Origin of the sequence: Streptomyces qinglanensis (genome assembly GCF_900111245.1) — a bacterium.
In the GTDB taxonomy this organism is placed as follows: Bacteria; Actinomycetota; Actinomycetes; order Streptomycetales; family Streptomycetaceae; genus Streptomyces; species Streptomyces qinglanensis.
Genome location: NZ_FOGO01000002.1, coordinates 488,878 through 514,420 on the forward strand (window position 1 = coordinate 488,878; position 25,543 = coordinate 514,420).

General features: G+C 71.8%; 24 protein-coding genes, 1 tRNA gene and 1 pseudogene. 7 read left to right on the forward strand and 19 right to left on the reverse strand.

Annotation, left to right across the window (positions count from 1 at the left end; genetic code table 11):
• Positions 1 to 273 precede the first annotated feature (273 nt).
• A complete protein-coding gene (locus tag BMX65_RS06455; protein WP_079171718.1) occupies positions 274 to 2,076 on the reverse strand; it encodes a PP2C family protein-serine/threonine phosphatase in 1,803 nt (600 codons plus the stop codon).
• Between the two features lie 651 nt (positions 2,077 to 2,727).
• Here BMX65_RS06455 and BMX65_RS06460 point away from each other — a divergent pair.
• On the forward strand, positions 2,728 to 3,453 hold the full coding sequence (locus BMX65_RS06460; RefSeq protein WP_074999145.1) for a bifunctional DNA primase/polymerase: 726 nt from the start codon (positions 2,728 to 2,730) through the stop codon (positions 3,451 to 3,453).
• A gap of 408 nt (positions 3,454 to 3,861) precedes the next feature.
• On the forward strand, positions 3,862 to 4,419 hold the full coding sequence (locus tag BMX65_RS06465) for a hypothetical protein (RefSeq protein ID WP_074999146.1): 558 nt from the start codon (positions 3,862 to 3,864) through the stop codon (positions 4,417 to 4,419).
• 279 nt (positions 4,420 to 4,698) lie between these two features.
• Here BMX65_RS06465 and BMX65_RS06470 read toward each other — a convergent pair whose 3' ends face one another.
• The 3 genes from BMX65_RS06470 to BMX65_RS06480 all read right to left on the reverse strand — a co-directional run bounded on the left by BMX65_RS06470 (position 4,699) and on the right by BMX65_RS06480 (position 7,972).
• Complete coding sequence (locus tag BMX65_RS06470; protein WP_074999147.1) at positions 4,699 to 5,703, reverse strand: DUF5926 family protein; 1,005 nt, start codon at positions 5,701 to 5,703, stop codon at positions 4,699 to 4,701.
• Positions 5,704 to 6,223: 520 nt separating this feature from the next.
• Positions 6,224 to 6,742, reverse strand: a complete 519-nt coding sequence (locus BMX65_RS06475) for an ATP-binding protein (protein WP_338068941.1) — start codon at positions 6,740 to 6,742, stop codon at positions 6,224 to 6,226.
• 192 nt (positions 6,743 to 6,934) lie between these two features.
• On the reverse strand, positions 6,935 to 7,972 hold the full coding sequence (locus BMX65_RS06480) for a glycerophosphodiester phosphodiesterase (protein WP_420856822.1): 1,038 nt from the start codon (positions 7,970 to 7,972) through the stop codon (positions 6,935 to 6,937).
• A gap of 703 nt (positions 7,973 to 8,675) precedes the next feature.
• On the opposite strand from BMX65_RS06480, the gene BMX65_RS06485 reads away from it, so the two are divergent.
• Positions 8,676 to 10,298, forward strand: a complete 1,623-nt coding sequence (locus BMX65_RS06485) for a S1C family serine protease (RefSeq protein ID WP_420856823.1) — start codon at positions 8,676 to 8,678, stop codon at positions 10,296 to 10,298.
• Between the two features lie 43 nt (positions 10,299 to 10,341).
• Positions 10,342 to 10,428, forward strand: a tRNA-Ser gene (locus BMX65_RS06490).
• Positions 10,429 to 10,567: 139 nt separating this feature from the next.
• On the opposite strand, the gene BMX65_RS06495 is transcribed toward BMX65_RS06490, so the two are convergent.
• From BMX65_RS06495 to BMX65_RS06555, 15 genes and pseudogenes are all read right to left on the reverse strand, one after another.
• Positions 10,568 to 11,968 carry a tyrosine-type recombinase/integrase gene (locus BMX65_RS06495; RefSeq protein WP_074999150.1) on the reverse strand — a complete coding sequence of 467 codons (1,401 nt, stop codon included), beginning with the start codon at positions 11,966 to 11,968 and terminating at the stop codon, positions 10,568 to 10,570.
• A 54-nt stretch (positions 11,969 to 12,022) separates the two neighbouring features.
• Positions 12,023 to 12,211 (reverse strand): helix-turn-helix transcriptional regulator, encoded by a 189-nt coding sequence (locus BMX65_RS06500; protein ID WP_074999151.1) that lies wholly within the window; start codon positions 12,209 to 12,211, stop codon positions 12,023 to 12,025.
• 446 nt (positions 12,212 to 12,657) lie between these two features.
• Positions 12,658 to 14,133: an ATP-binding protein gene (locus BMX65_RS06505; protein ID WP_074999152.1), complete on the reverse strand. Its 1,476-nt coding sequence runs from the start codon at positions 14,131 to 14,133 to the stop codon at positions 12,658 to 12,660.
• A gap of 3 nt (positions 14,134 to 14,136) precedes the next feature.
• A complete protein-coding gene (locus tag BMX65_RS06510; RefSeq protein ID WP_074999153.1) occupies positions 14,137 to 14,985 on the reverse strand; it encodes a bifunctional DNA primase/polymerase in 849 nt (282 codons plus the stop codon).
• 96 nt (positions 14,986 to 15,081) lie between these two features.
• The gene (locus tag BMX65_RS33330) at positions 15,082 to 15,267 is read right to left on the reverse strand and encodes a hypothetical protein (protein ID WP_079171720.1); all 186 of its coding nucleotides are present in this window, start codon (positions 15,265 to 15,267) and stop codon (positions 15,082 to 15,084) included.
• Complete coding sequence (locus tag BMX65_RS33335) at positions 15,255 to 15,764, reverse strand: hypothetical protein (RefSeq protein WP_244905665.1); 510 nt, start codon at positions 15,762 to 15,764, stop codon at positions 15,255 to 15,257. The genes BMX65_RS33330 and BMX65_RS33335 overlap by 13 nt, the downstream gene beginning before the upstream one ends.
• Position 15,765: 1 nt before the next feature.
• A pseudogene (locus BMX65_RS33340) lies at positions 15,766 to 16,131 on the reverse strand (DNA cytosine methyltransferase); the annotation flags it as partial.
• A gap of 182 nt (positions 16,132 to 16,313) precedes the next feature.
• Positions 16,314 to 16,775, reverse strand: a complete 462-nt coding sequence (locus BMX65_RS06520) for a hypothetical protein (RefSeq protein ID WP_074999155.1) — start codon at positions 16,773 to 16,775, stop codon at positions 16,314 to 16,316.
• Positions 16,776 to 16,947: 172 nt separating this feature from the next.
• Complete coding sequence (locus tag BMX65_RS06525) at positions 16,948 to 19,071, reverse strand: hypothetical protein (RefSeq protein WP_074999156.1); 2,124 nt, start codon at positions 19,069 to 19,071, stop codon at positions 16,948 to 16,950.
• 1 nt (position 19,072) lies between these two features.
• Complete coding sequence (locus tag BMX65_RS33345; protein ID WP_239502048.1) at positions 19,073 to 19,780, reverse strand: hypothetical protein; 708 nt, start codon at positions 19,778 to 19,780, stop codon at positions 19,073 to 19,075.
• A gap of 989 nt (positions 19,781 to 20,769) precedes the next feature.
• On the reverse strand, positions 20,770 to 21,024 hold the full coding sequence (locus BMX65_RS06535; RefSeq protein ID WP_074999158.1) for a hypothetical protein: 255 nt from the start codon (positions 21,022 to 21,024) through the stop codon (positions 20,770 to 20,772).
• Positions 21,021 to 22,022: a DUF2637 domain-containing protein gene (locus BMX65_RS06540; protein WP_074999159.1), complete on the reverse strand. Its 1,002-nt coding sequence runs from the start codon at positions 22,020 to 22,022 to the stop codon at positions 21,021 to 21,023. The genes BMX65_RS06535 and BMX65_RS06540 overlap by 4 nt, the downstream gene beginning before the upstream one ends.
• Complete coding sequence (locus tag BMX65_RS06545) at positions 22,019 to 22,306, reverse strand: DUF6303 family protein (RefSeq protein ID WP_074999160.1); 288 nt, start codon at positions 22,304 to 22,306, stop codon at positions 22,019 to 22,021. The genes BMX65_RS06540 and BMX65_RS06545 overlap by 4 nt, the downstream gene beginning before the upstream one ends.
• On the reverse strand, positions 22,306 to 22,563 hold the full coding sequence (locus BMX65_RS06550; RefSeq protein ID WP_074999161.1) for a DUF6284 family protein: 258 nt from the start codon (positions 22,561 to 22,563) through the stop codon (positions 22,306 to 22,308). The genes BMX65_RS06545 and BMX65_RS06550 overlap by 1 nt, the downstream gene beginning before the upstream one ends.
• A complete protein-coding gene (locus tag BMX65_RS06555; protein WP_074999162.1) occupies positions 22,560 to 22,751 on the reverse strand; it encodes a hypothetical protein in 192 nt (63 codons plus the stop codon). Before BMX65_RS06555 ends, BMX65_RS06550 begins: the two co-directional genes overlap by 4 nt.
• A gap of 763 nt (positions 22,752 to 23,514) precedes the next feature.
• Here BMX65_RS06555 and BMX65_RS06565 point away from each other — a divergent pair.
• The 3 genes from BMX65_RS06565 (at position 23,515) to BMX65_RS06575 (ending at position 25,476) form a co-directional block, all read left to right on the forward strand.
• On the forward strand, positions 23,515 to 24,288 hold the full coding sequence (locus BMX65_RS06565; protein ID WP_074999164.1) for a GntR family transcriptional regulator: 774 nt from the start codon (positions 23,515 to 23,517) through the stop codon (positions 24,286 to 24,288).
• Positions 24,285 to 24,827 carry a GNAT family N-acetyltransferase gene (locus BMX65_RS06570; RefSeq protein WP_074999165.1) on the forward strand — a complete coding sequence of 181 codons (543 nt, stop codon included), beginning with the start codon at positions 24,285 to 24,287 and terminating at the stop codon, positions 24,825 to 24,827. The genes BMX65_RS06565 and BMX65_RS06570 overlap by 4 nt, the downstream gene beginning before the upstream one ends.
• Before the next feature lie 385 nt (positions 24,828 to 25,212).
• Positions 25,213 to 25,476 (forward strand): GntR family transcriptional regulator, encoded by a 264-nt coding sequence (locus BMX65_RS06575; protein WP_074999297.1) that lies wholly within the window; start codon positions 25,213 to 25,215, stop codon positions 25,474 to 25,476.
• Positions 25,477 to 25,543: the final 67 nt, after the last annotated feature.

Genomic DNA, 25,543 nt, shown 5'->3' on the forward strand with positions numbered 1-25,543 from the left:
GGTCCACAGCCGTGCGCATGTGACGTTGTGCAGCGATGTCGGGTGGTGACGTCGGGTGGTGACGTCGGGTGGTGGCGTGGGGCGGTGACGTCGAGCGGCTACCGCCGCGCGCTTGCGCCGCCGGGCCGCGCCGCTCTGCCCGGCCGCCGGTGCGTCGCTCGTCCGCGCCTGTGCGCCCGACTGCGCGCCCGCCGTGCGCCCGTCTGCGGCTGCGCGTTCGCGTTGCCCGGGCCGGGAGGGACCGGGAGCGGCCGGAAGCCGGGTGGGCGCCCTTCAGAACCGAGCGGCCAGCAGGACGACGTCCTCGGGGTGGTCGGGCAGATCGGCCAGTGGCCCGGGCAGCACCGTGCGCAGCACGTGGTCGACGAGGGCGTCCGGATCCTCCCGGGCCGGGCGCGGGGCGGAGGCGGCAGCCGAGCGCAGCCGGGCGAAGGCGCGGTCCATGGAGTGACCGGTGCGGTGCAGCAGCCCGTCCGTGTAGCACAGAAGCGTTTCGCCTTCGCGCAGGACGACCTCCGCGCTCGGCGCCTCCCAGCACGCCAGCATCCCCAGCGGCGCCGAGACCGCGGTCTCCACCGGTTCGATGCGCCGGGGGCCGACGATCAGCGGGGCGCAGTGACCGGCCCCGGCGAGCAGGATCTTGCGGCTCGCGGGCTCCGCGTAGGCGAACAGCGCGGTGGCCGAGCAGGAGGGTTCGGTCAGCCGCAGCAGTAGTTCCAGATCGGACAGGACCGCGACCGGGTCCTCCCCCTCCATCACCGCATACGCCCGCAGCGAGGCCCGCAGCCGGCCCATCGCGGCCACCGCCGCCGGTCCGCTGCCGGTGACGCCGCCGACCGCGAGTCCTACCGCCCGGTCCGGCAGCGGCAGCGCGTCGTACCAGTCTCCGCCGCCGCGCGGACCCGTGCGGTGCCGTACCGCGAGAGAGACCCCGGGGACGCGGGGGAGCGCGCTGGGCAGCAGTTCCTCACGGAGGGTGGCCATGTCCGCGCGGGTGCGGGCGCGCTCTCCCAGGCGCGCGCAGTGCTCAGTGGCGTGCCGCAGATAGCTGTCGAGGAGTTCCCGGCGACGGACCGCGGGCGCACCCGGTTCGTCGAAGAACCAGACGGCGGCGCCGAGCCGGGTGCCGGAGCCGGTGGTGAGCGGCACGCCGTAGGTGGCCGCGTAGCCGAGGCGGGCCGCCACCTCCCGGTGGCGGGGGGAGAGCTCCTGGTCGGCGGCGATGTCGGGGCAGACGAGGGCGGGGTGGGCGAGTCCGGCACCCGGGTCGGGCACGGGGCCCGTCTCGGAGACGGTGCCCGTCCCGGCCTCGCCCGGGGCGGCTGCCCCCGGGGCGGCTTCCCCTGGGGCGGGCTCGTGGCCCGTTCGGTGGCCGGTTCGGTGGCCGGAATCGTGGTGGAGACCGTGGCCGGGTTTGTGCGGCCGGCTCGTCCCGTCCGCCGCACGCGTCCCGTCCGTTTCGTCCTCCGGACCGTCCTCCGGTCCGGAGTCCGGTCCGGAGTCCGGTCCGGAGGACGGTCCGGAGTCCGGTCCCGTCGTACAGCCGCGACCGGAATCGGGTCCGCCGGTAGGGCCGCGGCTGGTTTCCGCGTCGAGGACGCGCGCGTAAGTGGCGGAAAAGCGCGGAACGGTCTCGATCTGGCCCAGGTCGGCACGGCCGAGACCGAGGCCGATGGTGCGTTCGGTGGCGCGCTCCGGGGAATCGGAGGGTTCGCTTCCCGGGTCGGTGCCGGGCGCGAGCGCGACCATACCGCGGGGGGCGCCCAGCAGCGTGGCACCGGCGCGCAGCGTCTCGCGGAGCGCCGCGTCGAGGCTCGTGGTGCGAACGAGGCGAATGGTGAGGTCGTGAAGGCAGGAGAGGTCACCGATCCGGTCCCGGTCGGCCGGCGAGCCTCCGGGACCGAGCGCGGCGGCCTGCGCGGACGAATCCGCAGCACAGGCGGCGGAAGAGGCGGAGGCAGTGGGCCCCGGAGCCGCCTTGGAGGACGCGGCGGCAGAGGCCGCCGCGGTCGGCGACGGGTTCGAGGAAACCGCCGGTTGGATTCCAGCCACTTTCGGCAGGTGCGGGGAGGTCATGGACGGCAGCTCAGGCTGCGGGTGAACTGTCCCAATAGCATCGCAAACCCCCATGTCATGCTGCTCCGCTATCAATGCCACTACATCTACACATGCCGTTGGGGCATGTCCAGCACGTGCGCTGCGGTGCCGAGAATGTCCGGCGAGCGGACCTGTCTCACGGGGGCAGGCCGAGGCATGAGAAGATTGGCGGAAAATCGCCCACGTGGCGTGCATACTGCTGTCGACTGAGGCCATTCGGCGGCGCGTTGGCACCGCTGTTGCGGGTACGGAACCCTGTGGAGAGTCACGGCGTCCTAGGGAGCAGCGGGCGCTGACCCGCCCGCCTCTCGCGGGAGGGCACCAGCCGCAGGATTGCACCAGTCAGCACATGCGCGGTACGGGCGGACCACGAGTGGTTCCCGGTAGAAGACGAGCAAGTACGAGCAGCACCGGCGCAGGTGGCAGTCCACGGAGCGAACGCCATGTGCGCGCCACCCCCCGCCACGTTCCATGCGCGACCCGCAACATGATGCGCTGTTCGGCACGCACGGTCACCAGAGTTCCGCGTGGTGGATTGAGCTAGAGATCGGTCGGCACGGCCAGTTGGCGGTGTTTGCGGTGTTCATGAAATAGGCGTTGTTCGGCGTTCACGGAAAGGAACGAGCGCTCATGCGCGAGATCCTCGGAAGGCGACGCTCCCTCCGGGCCTGGGCGCAGCTCCAGGGCCGACGGCTCTGGGCGCGGTCCGGACGGTACAACCACAGGTCACCGATGCGGAGCACGGCGCTGACGGCGGCCGCCGAGTGGCAGTGGCCGGTGGTGCCGGGCGCCGCTCTGGCCGCCCCGGGGACCCGCGGCGCGTCTGCTGTCTGCGCGTGTCCGGACCCTGAGTGCGTGGTTCCGGGGGCGCACCCCTTCGACCCCGTGCTGCTGGCGGCCACCACCGACCCGACGATGGTGCGCTGGTGGTGGCGGAACCGCCCGGACGCGCCCGTCATTCTCGCGACCGGCGGCACCGCGCCCTGCGCGCTGAGTCTTCCGGCCGTCGCCGGGGCCCGGGCGCTCGCGACGTTCGACCGCACCGGCGTCCGGGTCGGCCCGGTGATCGCGACGCCCACCCGCTTCTCGGTGCTGGTCGAGCCGTACGCCCTCGAAGAGCTGGGCGAACTGCTGTACGCCCAGGACCGGGTGCCCAGCTCGCTGCGGTTCCACGGCGACGGGGGATACGTGGCACTCCCCGGCTCGCTCACCGGCGCGGGCAAGGTGCGCTGGGAGCGGGAGCCCGGCGGCGCGGACGCGGGCCGGCCGTGGCTGCCCCGGATGGAGACGCTGCTCGACGTACTGGTCGAGGAGAGCGCCGCGTCCCCGGACAGCGGAAGCCGGCTGGCCTACTGAGCGACGTGCGCGGCGCGGTCCCGCCCGCGGTCTCGCCCGCGCTCTCGCCGTGCACCGGCTGCGTCCAGGGCGGTTGTGTCCAGGGCGGTTGTGTCCGGGGCGGTTGTGTCCGGGAGCACCGTGTCCGAGCCGGTGGTGTCCGAGCCGGTTGCCCAGCGGCCGGGGTCGGCCCGGTGGCGCTCGTACCCGGCTCGTGCCGTCTCCCGTACCCGGCTCGTTCCGTCGCCCGTACCCGCCGCGCCGGTTCACCGGCGTCGGCCCGGCAATGCGGAATTCACCCGTACGGGTAGGAGCCGAGCGGAGTTACGGGGGAAACGGGTCGCTGTAGCGCTTGGGCGGCCCCTCCGTCCCGATATGTTCACCTCATCAGTCGGTCCGGTCCTCTCCGCGTCCCAGGTGGGTTCCCTCATGCACCAGCCGCAACAGAGAGCTTCCCGGCTCCGTGTGGTCACACTCGCCAGTGCGGTGGCGCTCGTCGCCGCGGTGCCTCTCGCGGCAGCGGTGGCGGGCCAGGACGCGCATCTTGCCGCGGAGGTGTTCCAGGCCGCCCAGCCACATCGGACCGGGAACGGGACGCCCGGGGCGCGCCCCTCCGCTCTTCCCTCGTCCGCAGCGGAGGATTCGGCCACCTCGTGCGGGCTGGAAATCGTCTCGCCCCACGGCGTGGCGGCTCGCGTCTGCGTGTTGACGGAAGGGGGTGACACCTGGGCCCGTACGTACTACCGCAACCCGACCGGCAGCCGGCTGCCCGCTCTGCTCACCCTGCGCGGACCGGACGGGCGGACGGCGCGGGTGCGCTGCGTGCTGCGCGACGGGCACGAGGGCGGCGTCTGCGAGACGCCGCGCGGTGGGACCCCGGAGACCTCGGAGGACCGAGCCCCGGTGGCGGTGCACGCGTACTCCGCGGTGGCCGAGGTCAGCTCGGTGAACGGGGACCGGCTGCTGCGCGCCGGAAGCGCTCGATAGCCCTCGACAGGGCATCAACTCGTCGCGCTGCAGGCAGAGTTCGCCGGAGTCGGCGCAGCCGCCCGGCGCCGGGCACAAAAGAACCCGGTCGCTGGCGACGGGGGATGCACCAGCGACCGGGCTCTTAGAACGGTAACAAGAGATCGGCGGTTAGCAAATTCGATCGCCCAGATCCGGACGCCGATTTACCTGTGGGTAGGGCGAGTTGAGGTGTCAGTGTGACGGGAGTCACGGTCATGAAACCTTCGCCGAATCCACACCGAATCCCGCCGAAAGCCTTCAGCTCAGCGTCACTTGACGGTTGGTGAGGCCGCTCCGCGCCCGGCGCTCCTCCGACGTCAGCGGCGCCGTCACCGCCAGTGCCTCCGTCAGCCGTTCGGCGAACGCCGCCGCGGGCTTCTCGCAGTCCTCGGACCTCATGCTGCGCGGCAGGTCCCACACCGGCACCGTCAGCCCGTGGGCGCGGAAGGAACCCACCAGCCGCGAGTCCCCGGAGCCGTCGCCCGGCTCGCCCAGCGACGAGGCGCCGGCCGCGTGCAGCCGCGCGAGCGCGTCCAGCAGCTGCTCCTCGGGGTGGGTCATCACCCAGCGCAGATGGTTCTTCTCCGGCGCCTCGCACCAGTACGCGCCCTCCACGGACGCGAGCCTGGCGGTCGGGATGACGGCCTCGTTGGCGCTCTCCAGAGAGGCCGCCACCTCACCGGCCGCCTGCTCCTCGCCGTCCAGCCAGAACTCGAACCCCGAGTGCACCTCCGGCACGAACGGCGCCTCCAGGTCCAGCAGGTCCTGCAGCCGCGGCCCGTCCGGCGCCGGCCGGCCCGCGTCGACCGGAGTACCCGGCTCGGCGGCCAGCGCCCGGTTCAGCGTGTCCGCCAGGTCGCGGCTGATGTCGCCGGACGCGGTGTCGTTCTGCAGGCCCAGCAGGATCTCGCCGCTGTCGCGGCGCAGCGCGGGCCACGCCATCGGCAGCACCGTCGCCAGGGTCACCGCGGGAACCCCCTCCGGCAGGCCGTCCTTGAGCGTGAGGCGTGCCGTGGCGGCCGGGACCAGCTCGCGCATCGCGACCCAGTCGCTCTCGTGGGGAAGTCCCTCGAACGGGCGACGCACCAGTTCGGTGGCCGCGTGGGCTGCTGCCCGGCCGTGGCACGCCTTGTAGCGGCGGCCCGAACCGCACGGACAGGGCTGCCGGGCTCCCACCACCGGGTAGTCTCCGGCTGCTGCCGCGCCCGCGGAGGTTCCGGCGGGCGCCGCGGCGGATGTCTGGGGTCGGCGCTTCTTTGCCATGCGAGCGGTTCTCCAGGTGTGCGGCGATTGTGGAGTCCGCGATCCTAGTAGCTCGACGGCACGCGCCGCCGTCCGCACTCGGCGCGGCCGGACGGCATGGGGGCGAGCCCGCGGCTCCGTCCGGGTCCCCGGGGCGGAAGACGCCTGGGTCTCCGGGGCGTGCGTGGCCGGGGCCGGTCGGTCCCGCTCGGGCCGGTCGCATGTTCCGCCAGGACGTGCGGTCGGGACGTCCGCCGGGACGTCCGGTAGGGACATCCGGTGAGTGAACAGGCCCGTTCGGGATATCCGGTCTGTTCGGGAGGTCCGGTGCGGTGCTGCAGCTCGCCGCGCACCGGGGCGCACCGGGGCGCACCGGGGCGCACCGGGGGACACCGTCGGGCTCCGCAGCGCGCCCTGGCGCAGTGCGGACACCTGGCGCCGAGTGGACAGGGGTCGGCGCAGGACCGACAGGGGACGCAGGACCGACATGGATGGACACGGGCCGGCGCCTCCCGGGCGGGGCGGTCCAGGACCGCCCCGGCTACTGGAGTTCCTCCACGGAGGCCAGATCGAACTCGCCGCTCAACCCGCCTCCGAGGCTGGCGGCGACTCGGCCGCTGAACGAGCTGTCGGGGCGCAGCACAGCCCAGACCGTCACCCCGGGTGGTTCGTCCGCGGGGGTGCAGGGTTCCGAGCGCACCCCCCAGTCGCGGGCGAGAGCCGTGATGATGGCGAGCCCTCGGCCGCCGCGGGCGGTGACGGAAGGCTTGGCCGGAAGTGGACGGGTCGGACCGCCCCCGTCCGTGACCGCGATGGTCACCTCGCCTCGTACGTCCCTGCGCCACGACGCCCTGACGGTCTCCACCGGGTTGCTCGCGCTGCTTGCTCCGGTCGCCTCCTCGTGCAGCGGCCGCGCGTGACGGCACGCGTTGCTGAGGAGTTCGGAAAGAATCAAGATCGCATCATCGACCACCGAGTCGGGTGCTCCGCACGCGAGGAGTTCCTCGCGCATCCTGCGCCGTGCGACGCGTACTCCCGACGGACCATGGGGCACGGCCATGGTCGACGAAGTAGGCACCTCCTGTGCCACCACCAACGCCACCCCCGAGACCTCCTTTGCCCCACGCCATCGGGATGAATGCCCCAGCAGAGTGCGGCGGAAACCGGCCACGCCCTTTCTCTTGACGCACCCGCGCGTCTGGAATAAGCACCGAGTGCGCCGGTGCACACCGTCCTACCGGGGCCTGCGGCCTCAACCGGGCAGCCCGCGCCGGAGTTGGGCGCGTACCTGGCGGGGACGGTTGGTGATGACGGCGTCGACACCGAGCCGCACGCACAGCTCGACGTCCTCGGGTTCGTCGACCGTCCACACGTGCACCTCGTGGCCCGCGCGGTGCGCCCGGGCCACGTACTCCGGGTGGGTGCGCAGGATGCGGATGCTCGGGCCGACCGCGCGCACGCCGTACGGCAGCCTGCCGTCCCGGTGGCGGGGGAGCAGGAACTGGGTCAGGAGCACCGTCGGTATGTCCGGCGCCGCCGTGCGGACCCGCTGCAGGGAGCGGGCCGAGAAGCTCATGATGCGCACCGGTGTGCGGAGCCGATGCCGGTCCAGGAGCTCCAGCAGTCGTTCCTCCACCTGGCCCGCCCAGCGGGTGGGGTGCTTGGTCTCGATGGCCAGTTCGACCGGGCGCGGTGCCTCGGCGACCAGGGTGAGCAGGCGGTCGAGGGTGAGCACGGAGGTGCTCTCCGGGTCCGCCGCCACTCCGAGCCGTCCCGCCGCGCCGTCCCGTCCCGCGCGGTCGGGGTGGTCCGCAGAGCCGAGGTGTCCGGACGTGCCGAGGTGTCCGGACGTGCGGGGGCGTCCGGACGCGCCGCGGCGCACCGGGGTCCCGGCGCAGTGGTCGGTGCCCTCGGCCGGCTCGGTGGCGCCGACCGGGTCCGACGTCGGGCCGCGCGTGGCGGTGGCGTCCGTGTCCAGTGCGCTGTCCGGCGACTCGTACGGGTCGGTATGCCGGTCCCGCCACGAGCCGAAGTCCAGTGCGGCCAGGTCCGCGAGCTCCAGGGCCGAGACGGCGCCCCGCCCGTTGGAGGTGCGGTTCACCCGGCGGTCGTGGACGCAGACCAGATGGCCGTCCGCCGTGAGCCGTACGTCGCACTCCAGCCCGTCGGCGCCCTCGTCGATCGCCCGGCGGTAGGCGGCCAGTGTGTGCTCGGGTACCGCCTCGGAGGCGCCGCGGTGGGCGATGACGGACGGCAGGTGGTCGAGGCGGTGGCGCGACCCGGCACGGATCTCGTTGCTCACCGGGATATCGTGCCACCGGGCCGATTGGACACACTGTGCAGGGTTCTGCGGAGCACTTCGCCCGCGGTCGCGGGTTTCGGGTCGATTGTCGGGCCGGGCCTCGGGCCGGGCTTCGGGACGGGTTTCGGGCCGATGGAGTCCGGTCCCGGTGCGCCGGGGCCCGTTTCGCCGAGGGGCGGTTCGGTGCGGGCGCGCATAGGCTGGGTGCCGTGATCACGCGTGTGGGTGACGTCGCGCCGAACTCGACCCGCGCGCACCCGACAGCGGCCGGAAACCCGAGAGCTGCGGGGAAAATGAGGTGCTCTGTCTGGTATTGGCCCGATGTGAAGAAGGGGGTACGGACGCTCAGCGTCGGTTTACGCCCGTCTGATGTGTGATGGGAAAAGCTGTCTCTGGACACCCGCGTACGTGAACACACCCATCTCTGCGATGTCGTGTACCTGATGAGGAGTGAGCTGTGAGCACCGAGAACGAGGGCGCTGCCGTGACGCCTGCGGCGGGGCCGGGTCCCACGCCCCCGGCGCCGGCCCAGGCCCCGTCGACCGGCGCCCCGACGAGCCGCGAGGACGGCGACTTCTCGCTGCCCTCCCCCGACTCTTCCGCCCCCGCCTCCGCCGACGCCGCCACTGGCGCGGACCGTACGCAGAAGGGGCCGGACGTCCAGGACACGGTCGTACCGAAGAGGGACCCCATGGACGACACGCTGGTGCAGCCGCCGCAGAGCGACACCGACGCGCCGCCCCCGGCGCAGCAGTCCGCGGGGGACGCCCAGGGGGTGCCCACCCCCCAGCAGCCCGCCGACGCACCGGTTGTCCCCGACCCGGCTGCGGCCCCCGCCGCGCCCGGAACCCCGCCCGCGCCGGACGCACCCCCCGCTTCCGCCGCGCCGGCCCCGATGGCATCCGAGGCCGGCGGCCCGCGGCAGCCCGGTGACGACCCGGGCGCCGGTTCCGGACCGGACTCGGGTCCCGGCTCGGGCCCGCCCCACGCGGGACAGTCCGGCGGCTGGGGCCAGGGCGGAGCGGGAACCCCGATGCCGCCCCCGCCGCCGCCCTACGGCGGTCCGGGCGGCCCGGCAGGCCCCGGCGGCCCGGCAGGTCCGGGTGGTCCGGGCGCCGGTGGTCCGGGCGGTGGCGGAATGCCGCCGCACGACCCCTGGGCGATGCCGTCCGGCTCGCCCGGCCCCGAACCGGGTGGCAGAAAGCGCCGCGGCGGCCTGCTCGCCGGTGTCCTCGTCGCCGCCCTCGTGGCAGGCGGGATCGGCGGCGGCATCGGCTTCTGGGCCGCCGACCGCAGCGACGGCGGCGCCACCACGATCAGCTCCTCCGGCGACCCCGAGAAGCTGAACCGCTCGCCCAAATCTGTCGCCGGGATAGCTTCCAAGGCGCTGCCGAGCGTCGTGACCATCCGCTCCTCCGGCGGAGGCGAAGAGGGCACCGGAACCGGGTTCGTCTTCGACAAGGAAGGCCACATCCTCACCAACAACCATGTGGTGGCCAACGGCGCGCAGGGCGGCAAGCTGACCGCGACGTTCTCCGACGGCAAGAAGTACGACGCCCAGGTGGTCGGCAAGGCGCAGGGCTACGACATCGCCGTGCTGAAGCTCAGCGGTCTCGGCGGCCGCAAGCTGGACCCGCTGCCGATCGCCGACTCCAACAACGTGGCGGTCGGCGACGCCACCATCGCCATCGGCGCCCCGTTCGGCCTCTCCGGCACGGTCACCACCGGCATCGTCAGTGCGAAGAACCGTCCGGTGGCGTCCAGCGACGGCCAGGGCAGCAAGGCGTCGTACATGAGCGCGCTCCAGACGGACGCCTCGATCAACCCCGGGAACTCCGGCGGCCCGCTGCTGAACGCACAGGGCGCGGTCATCGGCGTCAACTCGGCCATCCAGCCGGGTGGTGGCGGAGGCGGCATGGAGGGCGGCCAGTCCGGCAGCGTCGGCCTCGGCTTCGCGATCCCCTCGAACCAGGCCAAGCGCGTGGCGAAGCAGCTCATCAAGACCGGGCAGCCCGTGTACCCGGTGATCGGCGCGACCGTCCAACTGGGCGGCAACGGCAAGGGCGCCACCATCTCCAACACCGGCGAGGGCGGCGCCGACCCGGTCACCCCGGGCGGACCGGCGGACAAGGCGGGCCTCGAGCCCGGCGACGTCATCACCAAGCTGGACGACACGTTGATCGACAGCGGGCCCACCCTCATCGGCACCATCTGGACCCACCAGCCGGGCGAGAAGGTCAAGCTCACCTACGAGCGGAACGGCAAGGAGAAGACCGTCGAGCTGACCCTCGGATCCCGGAAGGGCGACGGCTGATCACACGCTAGGCTGTTCCCGTGTCGTACGCCCGACGACGCCCGGAGGCGTGCCCGAGCGGCCGAAGGGAGCGGTCTTGAAAACCGTAGAGGTGGCAACACCTCCGTGGGTTCAAATCCCACCGCCTCCGCACAGCTAGAAAGCGTGCAGGTCAGAGGGGGTTCCTCCGTCGGAGAGGAACCCCCTCTGCGCGTGCGTGTCTCACCTCGTTTCACTCATATGCCACCTCTGACCAGCGTGTGCGGGCCATACGTGGGCCAGGATGTGGGCTACTCCTCGGCCTCCAGCGCACGTGCGATCAGCCGGTTCGCCCGGCCCTCTCCACCCCGGAGCAGCCTGGCGTAGAAGCGGTAGAGGACCGCCAAGCTGTGCCCGGCCCGGCGAGCGACTTCGACCGGGTCGACCCCTGCCTTGATCCATAGCGAGATGCCCGCACGCCTCAGGGAGTACGGGTCGTCGGCGAAGGGGCTCGCTGCCTCCTCCGGGGTCAGCACTTTGGCGCGCGCGACAGCCCAGAGGTCGCAGTACTCGGTGGTTCGTACGCGGCCTCCGCGAGCAGCCCAGAACAGCCGCCCGTCGGGAGCAGTGCCGTACTTCTTCATGTGTGCCCGGAGCATCCGTACCAGGGTGGGAGGGATCGGAACGGGGCGGGTCGCACCGCGGGCGCGACGTTTGAGCCCTCGTTCGTCGTACGGCTTCCCGCTGTCGGTCCAGCCCGTAGCCGTCTCCGGCCGATTCTCCGCAAGCAGCAGCTCGCCGAAGGCGTCCGGCTCATCCTCGGCCGGCAGGTGGCAGTCAGCCTTCTTCAGTGAGGCGATCTCCCCAGGGCGCATGGCGGCGTAGTAGAAGCAGCCGAAGAACGCTTCCAGGTACGCACCGCGAGGGCCCTGCTCCCCTACTGCCCGGATGAGAGCACGTGCCTGCTTGGGTCCCGGAACGTGCCGCAGGTCGACTTCGTCGTCAGTCTCCGGCGGCTTCCAGTCGATCCCCAGCATGGGGTGCTTCGTGAGGATGCCCTTCTCGATGGCGAAGCGCATCGCGTTGCTGAGCACCATGACCTTGCGAGTCACCGTGTTATCGGCAGCGGCCTTGCCGTCCAACTTGAGCGACAGTGCAGTGAGGGCCGACCTCATGTGCTCTGGCTTCGCGGCATCCGTCAGCTTCAACGAGTTCTTGGAGAGCCACGCGAGCGCGGCGGCCACGTCCTGCGGGGGCGTCTCCGCCTCGGCGCGGGGCACGAGCTTGCCGTCGGAGTTGATGACGGCTCGAAAGGCCCACGCGTAGAGCGCGTGGCGCACCACCTTTCTGTCGGGCGCGCCACGGGTGGTCGACACGAAGACCGGCGTCGCGACCGCGAGCGCCTCGGCGATGCCCACACGATGCTTGGCTGCCGCGCGTGGCCACTTCATCAGCACGTAGGCCGTGGCGTGCTCGAACCAGGTGGGCGAGCTGAGAGCTTCGTACTCGCTGGCCGGCAGTCCCGTCGACTCCTCGAACTGCTCGCGGTTGCGGAGCGCGGCCAGAAGCTCCGACCGGCGCCCATCGGCTTGGGGGCGGAGCTTGTAGCTCTTCGAGTGAGCGCGCGTGCCGACGCGCCATCGCAGCTCGTACGGTTTCGGACGCCCCTTGCGGCGCCGAATGGACCAGATTTCAACGTCGTACGTGAGCATGCTTCTCCATGACGAAGGGGCCCGCCGAAAGCGGGCCCCTGGGGTGGTCATCGGTCAGGCGGCGTCTTCTTCGTGGGCCGCCCACCAGGCGTCGAGGTCGCTGCGTCGAACGCGGAGCTGGCCGTTGGGGAGCTTGATGAGCGTCGGGGCCTGGCCGCGGGCGCGCATGCGGTAGAAGGCTGCGCGGCTCATTCCGATCTCGTCGAGGACTTCGCTGAGCTTGAGCTTCTGGGGGTGGGCCATGGACAGCTCCTCTGCGGGTTCCAGGCGTGCAGGAGTGCGCGTGTGTCCGAGGTGCGGATTTCTGCGTCACCGCGTCATCTGCGTCATTCGCGCTTCTGACCTGCGGGTTTGGGTGACGCAGGGGTCTGGGTGTGCGTCACCGGTGCGTCATGGGCTGCGTCATCGGGTGACGCAGGTGACGCACGATGACGCAGCCGCCGCCTGTCTGCGTCACCCCTGTCTTGGCAGCTCAGAGGGTGGTTTGGTGCTCTGGGTGACGCAGGTGACGCAGCATTCCCCACTTAGGAAAAAGAGGCGGGGCTTCCTGTTGTGGTGCCGTGCGGCTCAAGGCGTGAAGAAGGAGCCGCTTCGCGGCGCGTCCTTGGGGCGGCGCAAGCGCCGAACAGCAAGAAGAGCACCTGGTCCGTGGCGCCCGGTGCTCTTCTTGCTTGTCCGCGCGTAGCCGGTCAGAACGCCGGCTGCTGCTCGGCCGGAGCCGAGGCCGGTTGGCGTGTCATTTCGAGGTAGCGGCCCTCATGGGTGCGGCCGGAGTCGATGAGCACGCCTCGGGCCGCGAGGGTGGGCTGGAGGCGCTTGAGACGGTCGGAGAGGACCTTGCCCGTGGTCGGCCACCCCTTGGGCAGCGGACGGCACTCCTCACCGCTGTAGAGACGGCTGAGGTTGTGCAGCCACTCGGTGGAGGTCATCCGCTGATCCGCGCCTGCCTCCATGCTCTCGGCGTGCTGGAGAACGGTCTGCGCGAGCAGATCCCCTTCGATCACGTCGTCGTTGAGGTCGTCCAGACTCCTCCGGTAGGCGGCCAGCGATCCGAAGCCGGTCGCGGCGTCGAGCTGGGCGCACAGGTGCGCGAAGTCCGCCATGCGCAGGTCGGTGGGAGTCTCGGCTTCGGCCGCCCGGACCTTGACCGTGAGGTCGAGCAGGGACCCGAGCACCACGGGCAGGACTTCCGCGTACTCGGCCCACAGCTCTGCCTCTGTGCGGCGGACCGTGGGCCGCTCCAGCCGCAGGGGCAGGAGCCGTTCGGCCAGGTCGGGCCGGATGACTCCGACGTCGATGCCGGTCAGCAGCATGGGACGGCGGTAGCGGGCCCGGAAGACGTCCCCGTCGGTGAACAGCGCGCGCTTGACGTTCTCCGCTCCGGTGACGATGCAGCACATCGCATCGGACAGGTCCGGGGTCATGTACGAGAGGTTGTCCAGCGCCGTGACCCACCCGGCCGCCACCGCGGCGACCAAGTTCTCCTCGTCCTTGGGCGCGCGGCGCAGGTCGCTGCTCATGCCCTCGATGATGCGCACCAGCATCCGCCCGGCGGTGGACTTCCCTGCGCCCTGTGGGCCGGTGAGGAACGGCGCCGGCACCGGAACGGAGGGTCCGAGGCTGCCGATGAGCCAGGCCAGGGCCAGGCATTCGGTCTCCGCGTTGGCGAAGTTGGTCAGCCTCAACAGCAGGTCGATGCCCTTGCCGTCGGTGTCGCGGGCGGGCAGGGGCAGCTCTCCGGTGAGCTGGGTGCGGCGCCAGCACACCTCACGCGGGTCGGGGGTGAGGATGTCCCACCCTGTGGGGTGGATACGGACGGACTGTCCGTCGGCGCGGCCAAGGTCCAGCCACGTTGCGCCGTCGAATCCCGGCGCCACGCGGATATGGACCGACTGCACCTCTTCGGTGAGCGCGAGTGCTTCGATCAGGTCCAGCGCCTCCTTCAGCGCGGTCCCGTTGAACACGCCGCAGCCGTCCCGGTAGAGGCCGACCATGAGTTCCTGCCGGTGGCTGCCGGTGGTGCCCTGGGAGCGGATGGGACGGGCGACCGGGTGGCCGTTCCTCTGCGCGTACACGGTCCCGTCGGCGGTGCGGAAGTACCGGAAGTGGGCCTGCGCGTAGTCGGTGATGACCTCGCGCGCCGGTGTCTTCTCTTCGTCGGACATGGTTCACATCCCCAGGGCGGTGCGGGCGTTGTTCCACGCCTCCGTGCAGTGCCGGGCGCTCTCGCCCTTGGTCTGCGCCGCGGCGAACAACCGCGCCACGTGCGCGTCGGTGAGACAGCCGCACCGGCCATGAGCCGAGAGCACCGCGAGGAACGTGCGGTAGGTGGTCGCGTGGATAGCGCTGCGGGCCTCGGTGATGCGCTGCTCGGCCATGGCGATCCCGCGCTCAAGGAAGACCGGCGTGCGGTGCCGGCACTCCCCGCCCTGAGCGGGCACGGTCACGGCGAGCGGCCCCCGACGCACCGCAGCGGGCTCCTTGACTGCCAGCGCGCGCACCACGTCCGGCAGCGCGGTCATGGTGCCGGTGCCGGGGCCGAGCCAGCGGGCGTAGGCCATGGTGGACTTGATGTCCACGCCATCCCGCACACCGTTCACCGACCGCATGGCACCCCGGTAGATCCAGTGCTCACCCCGGGTCGTCGGCACGGCCCGGGTGGCCGGGAGCGTGGCGCGGGCCCAGGCGACCGCGTCGGCGTGGTCGAGGTCGACGACGGTCAGTCCGGCGCCTGCCGGGTTGTAGGCGAGGTGGGCGGCGCGCTGCCAGGCCGCCTGCCAGGGGCGGGAGGTGAGTACGTGCGGGTCGGTGGTGGCGGCTGCCCAGGCGTGGCAGACGTGCGGGCAGTGGCAGGCGCCGGCGTGCTTTATGTTCGGCCGTCCGCCGCAGGCGTTGCCGGTGCAGGCGGTGCAGTTGCCGAAGGGGCGCTTCCCGCGGCTGAGGGGCAGCACGGGCAGCCCGTGCGCCGCCAGGTCGAGGGCTGCGGCCTGCAGCGTGGACGGGGGTTGTTGGGGCATGCTGGAGGTCTCCTGTTCCTGTCGAAATAGGGGATGGGGGAGAGCCGGGGCGAGCGCGCATCTTTGGCGAGAGCGGGCGCTCGCCCCGGGGCGTGTTCAGGCGGCGGGGGCCAGGCTTCCGGGTGTGGCCATCAGCCGCAGGGCGTAGGCGGCCTGCTGGGGGATGACGCCGTTGCCCAGGGCCTTGAGCTGGGCCGTGCGGGAGAGGCCGGGGGTGTCGGTGACGTATCCGGGAGGCAGGCCCATGAGCCATTCGACGAAGGGCGGGTTCAGCCGTCCCACAGGGTCAGTTGGCCCGGGGGCGGGGCGCCTGCAGGCCGCCTCCCAGCGGTGGACGGCCTCCCGGTAGGGGCCCCAATCCGGTGCGCCGCCGAGGGCAGCGTCAGATCCCCCTTGCTGCCCCGCTGGTTCGGGCCCCCGTTGCTGCCGTCGGTCGCCTGGGGCGTCGGCAGCAGCGACCGGGCGAAGGCGAGGTCCGTCAGCGTCGGTGACGAACTGCGCGGATGCGGCGCGGTCGATTGCCGCGCACCTTTCGAGTCCCCCACCACCGGTGTCGGCAGGAGCGAGACGGCGTGGCGGAGGTTCATCCCGCCCTGCGCCGCGTGCCCGGTGCCCGTGGCTTCCGAGGTGGAGGGGGTGGGCAGCAGCGAGGCCACGGTGGGCAGTCCGTCGGGGTAGCCGCGGCCCCTGGCGTCCCGGGCCCTGGGGGTGGGCAGGCCAGGCGAGGAGGAAGAGGCGTTTGCGCTGGTGTGCGGCGCCGATGTCCGATGCGCGTACACAGCACCAGCGTGCATCGAACCCGAGGGCGGCAAGGTCGGCGAGGACGGTGTCGAAACCGAGGGAAAGGTGCCCTGCGACGTTCTCAAAGACCGCGAGTCGGGGTCGTAGTACGCCAAGGGCACGGGCGATGTGGGGCCAGATGTGCCGGTCATCAGCGGTCCCTTTCCGTTTGCCGGCGGTGCTGAAGGGCTGGCACGGATAGCCGCCCGTGACGATGTCCACGGGCTCGACCTGGTGCCAGTCGAGGGCGGTGAGGTCGTCGAGGTTGGGCACGTGCGGGTGGTGGCGGTCCAGGACGGCGGCGGCGCCCGGGTCGTTGTCGCAGACCCAGGCCAGCTCACCGCCGAAGACGTCCTGTACGGCCATGTCCAGCCCGCCGTAGCCCGTGCACAACGACCCCAGCCGCAGCGCTGGAGAGGCTTCGTTCACAGGGGCCTCCTGTTCCTGTCGAAAACGGGGATGGGGGAGAGCCGGGGCGAGCGCGCATCCTGTGGCGAGAGCGGGCACTCGCCCCCGGGCGGATTCAGAACGGGGGTGGGGTTGTCGCTTCAGCGGTTGATGGTGCCGCCCGCACGACTCATAAAGCCGTGGGCAGTGATGTTCTGGGTGATGTGGGCGGGGGTGCGATTGCGCCAGCGGGACAATAGGAGGGCGGCGGCGCCGCAGCCGGTGGCGATGAGAGCGGCGGTGGCCCAAAGGGCGTCGGTCATGGCGATGACTCCGGGTGCGGCGTAGGAGAGGCCGAAGCCGCCGGCGCCGATCCCCGCGCCGACGGTCGGGGCCAGGAGCGCGGTCGTCTTCGCCCACCCGGGCACCCCCGGGGCCGTCTGGGGGTGCCCGGTGGGGGTGGGGGGTTGGGTGTAGGCGAGGGTGCGGCGCCCGTCGGGAAGGGTCACCAACTCGACTCCGGGCGGGATCTCGGCCGGGCCGAGCGGGGCCCGGCCGAGGTGTGCGGGCGGGTTCGGGTGGTCGGTGCGGGCCAGGGTGGTGATCTGATGCGGGGTGGACACAAGGCGCCTCCGTCGGGGCTGTGTGCCTGTCACTGGGGGTGTCACCTGTCTGTCACCTGTCACCTGTCTGTCACCTGTACTCCGCAGGTCACAGGCGGGATGACAGCCCTCCAAGCCCCGTTGCGGGGCTTGGAGGGGCGGGGTGTCAGGTGACAGACAGGCGGTGGGGGCGTTACTGCTCGCGGGTGTGCTGGTGGTGGACGTAGCGGGCTTTGCTGCCCTCTCCGACGCGGACGATCTCGCCGGTCTCGGACCACTCCTTGAGCCAGCGTTGGATGACCGGGCGGCGGGTGCCGTAGTCGTCGGCCAGCGCCCGCTCCATCGCCGAGGCGCCGGTGCCGTCGGGGCCGGCGGCGAGGATGAGGGCCAGGGCGGCCGACCGGGCGTTCTGCTGTTCCTGCGTGTTGTTGTCCTCGCGCAGGGCCCGGAGGTTGAGCCCGGGGCGGTCCGCGTGCGGACGTGCGGGCTCCTCGGTGGTGCCGAACTGCTCATCCAACTGTGCGCGGAACTGTGAGACCAGCTCGTCCGCTTCGCCGCTGTGCTTCTCGGCGGGCTGGTCGCGCAGGGCGCGCAGGTTCAGCCCGCGCTGCGGCTCCGTCTCGGCCGCTGATGGTGTGGCGCGCTGTTCGGGCAGGTGGTGAGGGTCGCGCATCCAGGCGATGCGGTCGGCATCCCACCGCTCCGCATACGCGGCACCGGCTGCTGTCGCGGAGGGTTCGTCCAGGGCGGGGTGGCGGTTGCTGGTGGCGGCCACGATCTCCCCGATCTGGTTGGGGAGGATCTGCCAGGTCTTGAACAGTCCGGCGGGGGACTCGGGGGTTCCCATGAAGCCGGAGCCCTTGTAGGGGGCTTGCTCGGTGCGCATGCCGCGGGTGCCGGGGAACATCTTGCCCAGGTCCATGCCCTCCAGCTCCCCGCCCGTGAGCGCGACGCGGACCTTGGCCTCACGGCGGATGAGGAGGTTGCCCAGCACGCCGCCTGTGGCCCCGAGTGCGGTCATCACGGTGCGCACGCCCATGGCGCGGGCGATGCGGATGACTTCCAGGATCCTCTCCGCGAGCTTCTTCACGCTGCGGTCGGTGCTGGCCAGGATCTCGGCTCCCTCGTCGATGACCAGCTCGATCTGCGGGATGGCCGGGCTGATGGGCAGCAGGTCGGTGTTGTGCTGCCGCATGAGGCCCTGGTAGACGGTCTTGCGATGCCGGGCGACGGCGAGTGCGGTGTCCAGCATGAGCGTGGCTTCCTCGTAGGTGGAGGCCAGCCAGTCGATGCCGGGCTGTGTGGGGGTGCCGTGCTCGCTGTTCTCCAGGGCGGGCAGCACCCAGGGCAGTCCCGCCGATCCGGCGTTGAGGTCGATGACCCAGGTGAGTACGTCGGTGGCGCGGGCGAACCCGGCCAGGATGACGTGCACCAGGTTCGTCTTGCCCGACCCCGTGGGCCCGACGGCCAGCGCGCACTGCTCGCGCAGGTAGGCGCAGACCTCCTCGGCGTTGGTGCGGTAGCCCCACGGGATACCGGTCAGCAGGGAGAGCGGCCCGTAGTCGGCGGGGTAGGTGGTCTCGCGCTCCAGCACGTTGACCGTGCCCACGTCGATAAGGGTGCGCCCCTGGTGGATGCCGATGCCGGCGGTGGCGGTGCAGCCGTGCGGCAGGTGCGCATCGGCCGAGAGACCGGCGGCGTGGGCTGCGATCTTGTCGTAGGTGACACCGCCGGGAAGCTCCGCATCCAGCGTGAAGCCCGTCCCCGCGGGCCACGTCTCCACTGCCAGGATGCGCACCCCGATCCCGCACACGCGCTGGATACGCTCGGCCCACTCGGCGGCCACCTCCCTCCGCCCGGCCGACAGTTCGGCAGCGATCTGCCGCTGCTCGGCCGCCAGGGCCTCATCCTCGCGGGCTTCCTCGTAGAGGGTGGTGGAGCGGGTGGCGGTGCCGATCCCGACACCGATCGTGGCCAGGGAGCCCAGGGCGGCCCACGTCAGCGGGCCGTGGGTCAGAGCCCAGGTGGTCCATCCCGCTCCCACCAGCCAGGAGGCGGCGCGGGCGGCGATGGTCCGTCCGGCGTTGCGCATCCGCAACCCCGCGGCGGTGTGGCCCAGGGCCCCGGTGGCGCCGACCATCAGGGCCCAGCCAGGGGGCATGTGGGTGGCGGCGCCGAGGGTGGCGACGGCGAAGGCTCCGGTGGTGGCGGACAGGGCGCCGGTCACGGGTCCGTGACCGGCCGCCCAGTCCCACACCGGCCCAGAACCTGCATCCGCCTTGGTAGCGGGCTTGTTCTGCTTGGCCGTGGTGCTCATCTCAGACGTTCCAGCCCTTCTCTGCCTCGGTGCCGTTGCGGGGGTCCTCGTGCCGGGCGATGTCGGCCGCGTGCACCTGCCGGAACGCCTTGGTCAGGTCCTCCGCCCCGTCCACGGCCGACATGAGGGTCTTGTAGATGTCGTCGAACGCGGCGGCCACCTCCTTCTCGAAGGCGAACTCACCGTCGGCACGCTCGGCCAGGGTCAGGAAGGTCTTGGCGATGGACTCCATGGCCTGGGGGAGGTTGTCGACCATGGCGACCACCTCCATGTTTCCGTCGGGGTCGTAGGTGCGGGCGGCCTGCTCCATCTCGGCGGCAGCCTCTTCGAACTTGAAACCGGACACACGGACCTCCACAGGGGGTGAGGGGATGCGGGGTGTGAGGTGGGTGGGGCGCTCCACCCGGTCCTTGATGTCGTCCTCGGGCGCGGCGTCGGCCGCGGCTTCCGCCTCCTGCCGCTGCTCACGTATCGCCGTGTCCCGTTCCGTCCGGGAGGCGCGGGCCGAGAGCATCAGGCGCCGGTAGAGGCGCCGTCCGGGACGCACCAGAGCGGGCAGGCCCAGCTTGCGGCCCAGCGGCGAGGTGGCCAGCCCGGCAGTGCCGGCCACACCGGCCAGCAGACCGGCCAGGACGCGGCGGCCGTGGAAGCGGGCGGCCGACTTCGCCAGCGCCCACCGGGCAGCCCGCCGAGCCGGGGCCTTACGCACGGCCGACCGCTTCGCGGCCACCTCACGGTCGTTGGCCCGATCGCGCCTGCTGCGGGCCCTGTCCACCGCCCGCCGGGCCCCGGCGGCAGCCTGACGGCCCGCCCAGGCGGTGCTACGGCCCACAGGCCCACGGCCCCCGTGCTGGGCGGCCTTGGCCACGCGTGCTGCCTGCCTGGCCTGACGGCGCGCGTCCGCCACGTTCCGACGGTCGCGGGTCTGCTGCTGGCGGGCGGCCGAACGCGACGGCGACTGACGCGCCTTGTCCGCCCGCAGCCCGCGCACCTGCCCGACCCGGCCCCCCGGAACGCGACCGCCGGCCGCGCCCCTGCCGCGCGTGCCCCCGGCACCGCTTCCGGCGGCGGCCTGGCCCTTGCGCAGCGAGATGCCGCCCGCCCGATGGGCGGAACGGCTCGCGGCGGACCCGCCCGGCCGCGAGCGCGAGCCCGCAGCCGACCGCTTCCCCGCCGCCCGGCCGCTGCCCGCAGGGCTTCGGCCTCGGCCGCCGGGGCCGCTGCGGGGCCCGCCCGCCCGGCCAGTGCGAGCGGCACCCGCACTACCGCGCCTTCGGGCCCCGCTCGGTGCTGCGGCACTACGGGTGGTGGAGGCCCCGTTGCGGGCCTTGGCCCTACGGGAGCGGGCCGCAGCCGCCACCCCGAACAAGGCGGCACCCGCGGCGGCACCCGCAGCCGCCACCGGCCCGCCCGACAGGCCCGCAGCACCGACCAGCCCAGCCGCGCTGTTGACCCCGGAAAGCGTCAGCGGCAGCACCGGATAGCCACCCGGGGTGTGCTCCACCGCCGTGCCGGACTGCTCCACCGCCCTCGGCGCGGGCGCCGAGGGCAGGGTGTCCGGCGGCGGGATGGCGGGCTCGGCCCGCTCTACCGCCTCCATCGTCGTCTCGGTCATCCTGAGGGGGCTCCTTTCAGGAGAAGAGGGCCCGGCCGCACGCTGTAGGAGGTGGGGCGGCCGGGCCCTCGCTGCAAGGGGGCTCAGAGCGTGTTGCGCTCCAGACAGAAGAAGAGGACGTTGCCGCGGGCCAGGTCGGGGAACTCGCGGCCGAACTCGCGGCGCAGCCAGTCGAAGACCTCACGGCGGGTGGCCTGCGGGTTGGGCGTGAAATCGCCGTCCCAGGTGGCCACCGCCATACCCCGGCCCCCGGCCTGCGGCTTCTGGCAGGTCATGACGAAGTGGTGCGTGCCCTGCTCGGAGGCATGCAGGGTGCTGCGGCGAACGAGGGTGATCATGCGGAAGCTCCTTCCAGGGCCGGGGTGTGGGTGTCGCGCAGTTCCTGGTAGCGGGTGGAGACCCAGCCGACCGACCAGCCGCACAGCTCGGCCGCCTGACGCACCGGCAGCCCGGCGCCGAACGCGGCCTGCACTGTGTGCCGGGCGGTCTCCTCGTCCTGCTTCTCGGTGGCGGGGCCGGCCGCCAGTAGGGCGGCGCGTTCACGCTCGGCCTGGGCCTGTTCACGCTCGCGCTCCTGGCGTTCACGCTCGGCCCGCTCCCACGCCTCCCGCTCCCGCCGCTGGAGGGCCTCCCGTTCACGGCGTTCACGCTCGGCCTGAGCGTGTTCACGCTCGCGCTGTTGGCGTTCACGCTCCTTCGCCTCGGCCCGCTCCCGGGCCTGCTCGCGTTCGCGTTCCTCCCGCCGGGCCCGCTCCTCGCGCTCGGTCTGCTCGCGCACGAGTCGGGCCTCGTGTTCACGCTGTTCACGCGCCAGCATCGCCGCGTGCTCGCGCTCCTCACGGGCCCGCCGCTCGGCGGCCTCACGCCGCTGTACTGCGGCCTGCTCCCGCTCGGCGCGCTCGATGCGGCGCTGGGCCTCCAGGGCGTTCACGGCGGTGGTGATGGCCCGGCGGTAGGCCAGTCCGGTCTCGGCGGTCACGATCAGCAGCAGCGGCGCCACCGCATGCACGGCAACCCCGACAAGGTCCCTGTTCAGGGCCGAGTCGGCCACGTTCAGGGCGAGGGTCATGCCGCCGGTCATCCACCGCAGCACCACCGGCCAGCGGCCCCCGTTCCCGCCCAGGCGGGCCAGCACGGCGTCCAGGCGGACGACGATGACGACCGCGGCGTCCACCACCAGCGGCAGGATCGGCGCCGTCCACGCCCACTCCTTGGGGGTGTGGGCGGCGGCGAGGGGAGTGACGGTGAGGATGGAGTAGAGCATCGCCCCGGCCACGATCAGCCACGTGCCGACCGAGAGCGCGCGCTCTGCTGAACGCACCTGAACGCCGTTCACGCGACCACCCCCGCGCATGAACACACCTGGATGGCCGCGACCAGCACCACCGCCGAGGCGGGGTCATCGAGGGTGGTGCTGTACTCGGTCCACCGCCACTCGGCGCCCGCCACCGGCTCGAACCCCAGCAGGCTGAACGCCTCGGCCCGCTCCGTGAACGTCGGCGCCTCGGCACCCTCGAACCGGTGCTCGGGCCACGGGGCGGTGGTGTCGTAGAGGACGACATACAGCCGCCAACCCCCGCCCCGGAGGCTGGACATCTGCGCCGTGAAAATCCCGGACATCAGGCCACCTCCGGCGCGCTGCGCTGGTTGGCCAGGGCCCGGCGGGCGGCCAGCAGGCGCCGGCGGGCCCGGCGCAGACGCTGCCCGTCCACCTCGCTCGGCGTCCGGTCCAGCACGGCGATCTGCGCGTCCAGCAACTCCACCTCGGCGTCGATGACCGGCATCTCGTCCTCGATGGCGTCCAGCTCGGCCGCGCTCGGCCCGTCGGCGGGGGTGCGGGGGGTGTGGCTGCGGGGGATGAGCGGCAGCACATTCATCGGTCTGCTTCCTTCCAGAACGTGGGGTGGTGGATGTCCTGCACCCGGTGGCCGGCCGCGTAGGCGGCGGCAGCAGCACCGGCCGCCGCGGCCAGAAGGGCGCGGGCGGCCGGATGCCGGATGCCGTGACGCGTGAGGGCCCGCGCCGCCGCTGTCTGGGCGGCGCGGGCCTGTATGACTGCGCTCAACCGCGCTTGGCGGCCGCGTCCTGCTGCGACTGCTCGTTCCGCCGCCGCACCTCCTCCTCCATCTGCTGACGCTCGGCGTCCGTCATCGACAGCAGATGTGTGATCCTGAACTTCACGGGCTCCTCCAACTCAGGTGCCTGTAGAAGCGCCGCCCGGAGCTGCAACTCCGGGCGGCGCACTGACGTGGGGTCGTCCTGCATCCCCACGCCGCCGCCCCTCCCGGCCCCGCGAACGAGGACGGTGGGAGGGGGACGACGTGCAGCACAGGACTGCGGTGGTCTCATTCACGCGGCGGCTGGTCTGCTCGCTGTTCGGGCCCGGGGAGACCTTCATCCCGAGCCGTAGTCCCAGCCGTAGAAGGCCGCGTCGTTCTTTTGCGTCGCGAGGCTGCCGACCCTCCGTGCTCGCTCGCAGCAATGAGCCCTGCGAGGTCCTGACACGTGTCGGCTGCCACCACCAGCGGAAATGGCGCCTGGCGACGGATCTCCACGCACCTCGGCCGGCATCGTCACGGCCTTCCAGCGGTGGTGGATCACGCTGTTCAGTTCGCAATGAACGGACGCTTCCTTCGAACCCGTCTCACGGGCCCTCCGGGCGCCAGCGGGAATACCTCTGCAACTCGGCATGCTTAGGGGTATTGCACCGCTTGCTCAGCTTGTTGGTACAAGCTGATGCGGTGATACTGCCCGCACGGACGGTGAGCCGTCAAGTCTTAGGAGTCGGCATGTACCAACAAGTTGCGCGAGTGCGTCATGATGGGGGTATGAGTAGGCAGCCGAAGTACCGCCAAGTCGCGGACGCCCTGCGCCGTGAAATCGACAACGGCACGCACCCGCCCGGCGCTCGCCTCCCGTCCGAGAGCGAGCTGTCAGAGCGTTTCGAAGCGTCCCGCAACACCGTGCGGTCGGGCCTCGGGCTGCTCGTTTCGCAAGGGCTGGTCACGTCCAGCCAGGGGCTCGGGTACGAGGTGGCCAAGCACGAGGTGTTCGAGCTGAACGCCTCCCGCTTCGAGAACCTGAACTTCGAGCAGAACGGCGACGCGTACAGCACGGATGTCACGAATGCCGGGCGCAGGCCGCACCAGACGTTCAGGGTCGAGATCCTTCCGGCGCCGGCGGCGGTAGCCGAGCGGCTGAAGGCCGAGCCGGAGTCTCGTACCGTGCTGCGGTTCTGCCACCGGTTCGTAGATGACACGCCGTGGTCCACGCAGGCCACGTACTACCCGTCCTGGCTCATCGACGAAGCCCCGCGGCTTGCCGAACCAGGCGACATCGAAGAGGGCACGACCCGCTACCTCGCGGATCGTGGCATTGAACAGGTCGGCTACTTCGACGAGATCTCCACGCGCATGCCGACTCCCGACGAAGCACGCCTGCTCGAAGTCGGGGCAGGCGTCCCGGTGCTCTTGTGGATGCGTACGGGCTACTCGGCAGAGCGCCCGATTCGGTGCACGATCACCACGCTCCGCGGTGACCTCAACCGGATGAACTACGAGATCGGTGACCAGTCCGCCCGAGGCGAGGGTGCTCCCCGGTGAGAATCGTCCGCGCACAGCCCGACGACGTGAGCAAGCTGCTCGCCTTCCGGGAGGAGGCGGCGGCTTGGCTCACGCGGCTTGGCTCTGATCAGTGGCAGCGCCCGTACCCTGCTGACCGGTTGTTGGCCACGATCGAAGCGGGTGTTGTCTTCAACGTCCTCGACAACGGCGCGACGGTCGCCACCATCACCCTCACTCCGGACGCAGAGGCCGGGCTTTGGACGGAGGAGGAACTGAGCGAGCCTGCCAGGTACATCAACAAGCTGACCGTCGCGCGGACACACGCGGGGCAGAATCTCGGCGGCCGGCTGCTCGACTGGGCAGGGGACCGTGCCTACCGCAATGGCGCCAAATGGCTTCGGCTTGATGCCTGGACCACGAACGAAGGGCTCCAGCGCTACTACCTCCGCCAGGGATTCACCCACGTTCGTACCGTTCGTGAGGGCGGCGCAGTGAACGGCGGCCCGCGCGTTTCTGGATGGCTCGCACAGCGCCCCACTGGGCCGTCGGAGCACGGATTCCACGACGAGACGGACTAGCTACCGGGCACGCTCCGGGTGCGCTCGACAACGGGGGCACTCGCACACGGGGTATGTGCTGGAGTCCATCGGCCCTCTGGCGGGCGGCAGGGTGTACAGGGTGGCTGGGCCGCGTTCCAGCGTCTTCGAGTTCACTGTGTAGATCTTGATGGTGAGGCCCGGGTGACGGGTCTCTTCATCTGTTCGATCGGTCGGGCTATGGTCGCCCACGGCGTCAGCTCCTTGGGCTGGTGTCCGCGCCCCGAAGCCGTTGCTGCGGCTGTCGGGGCTTCATTCTGCCCTCAACCGTAGAGCTACTTGTATCGGCCTGTCTCGCCTTGTCTCGATACGTCTTAAGACGGATCTGAAGATGCCGCAGCGTATGCGCCTATTTAGCTTCGTGACCATGGGCGTAGATCCGAATGCGGAGATTGACCACGAAGGGCCGGTAACCCCATACCGGCAGCTTGCCGAGATCCTGCGTGCCCGTATCGCGCGCGGCGACTGGGCAGAGGGCCGGCCGATCCCTTCGGAGACGCGTCTCGTCCAGGAGTACGGCCTTGCCCGGTCGACCGTTCGCCGGGCTATCGCCCTGCTCGCCGAGCAAGGTGTGGTCTGGACTGTGCAGGGTCGCGGTACCTACGTCGGCCCGCCGCCTGACGAGAGTTGAGTAGACCGCTGAATCCCACCTGTGAGAGAGCGTGTGGGCCAGTGGCGGGCCACGGCGTCGTGGTGAA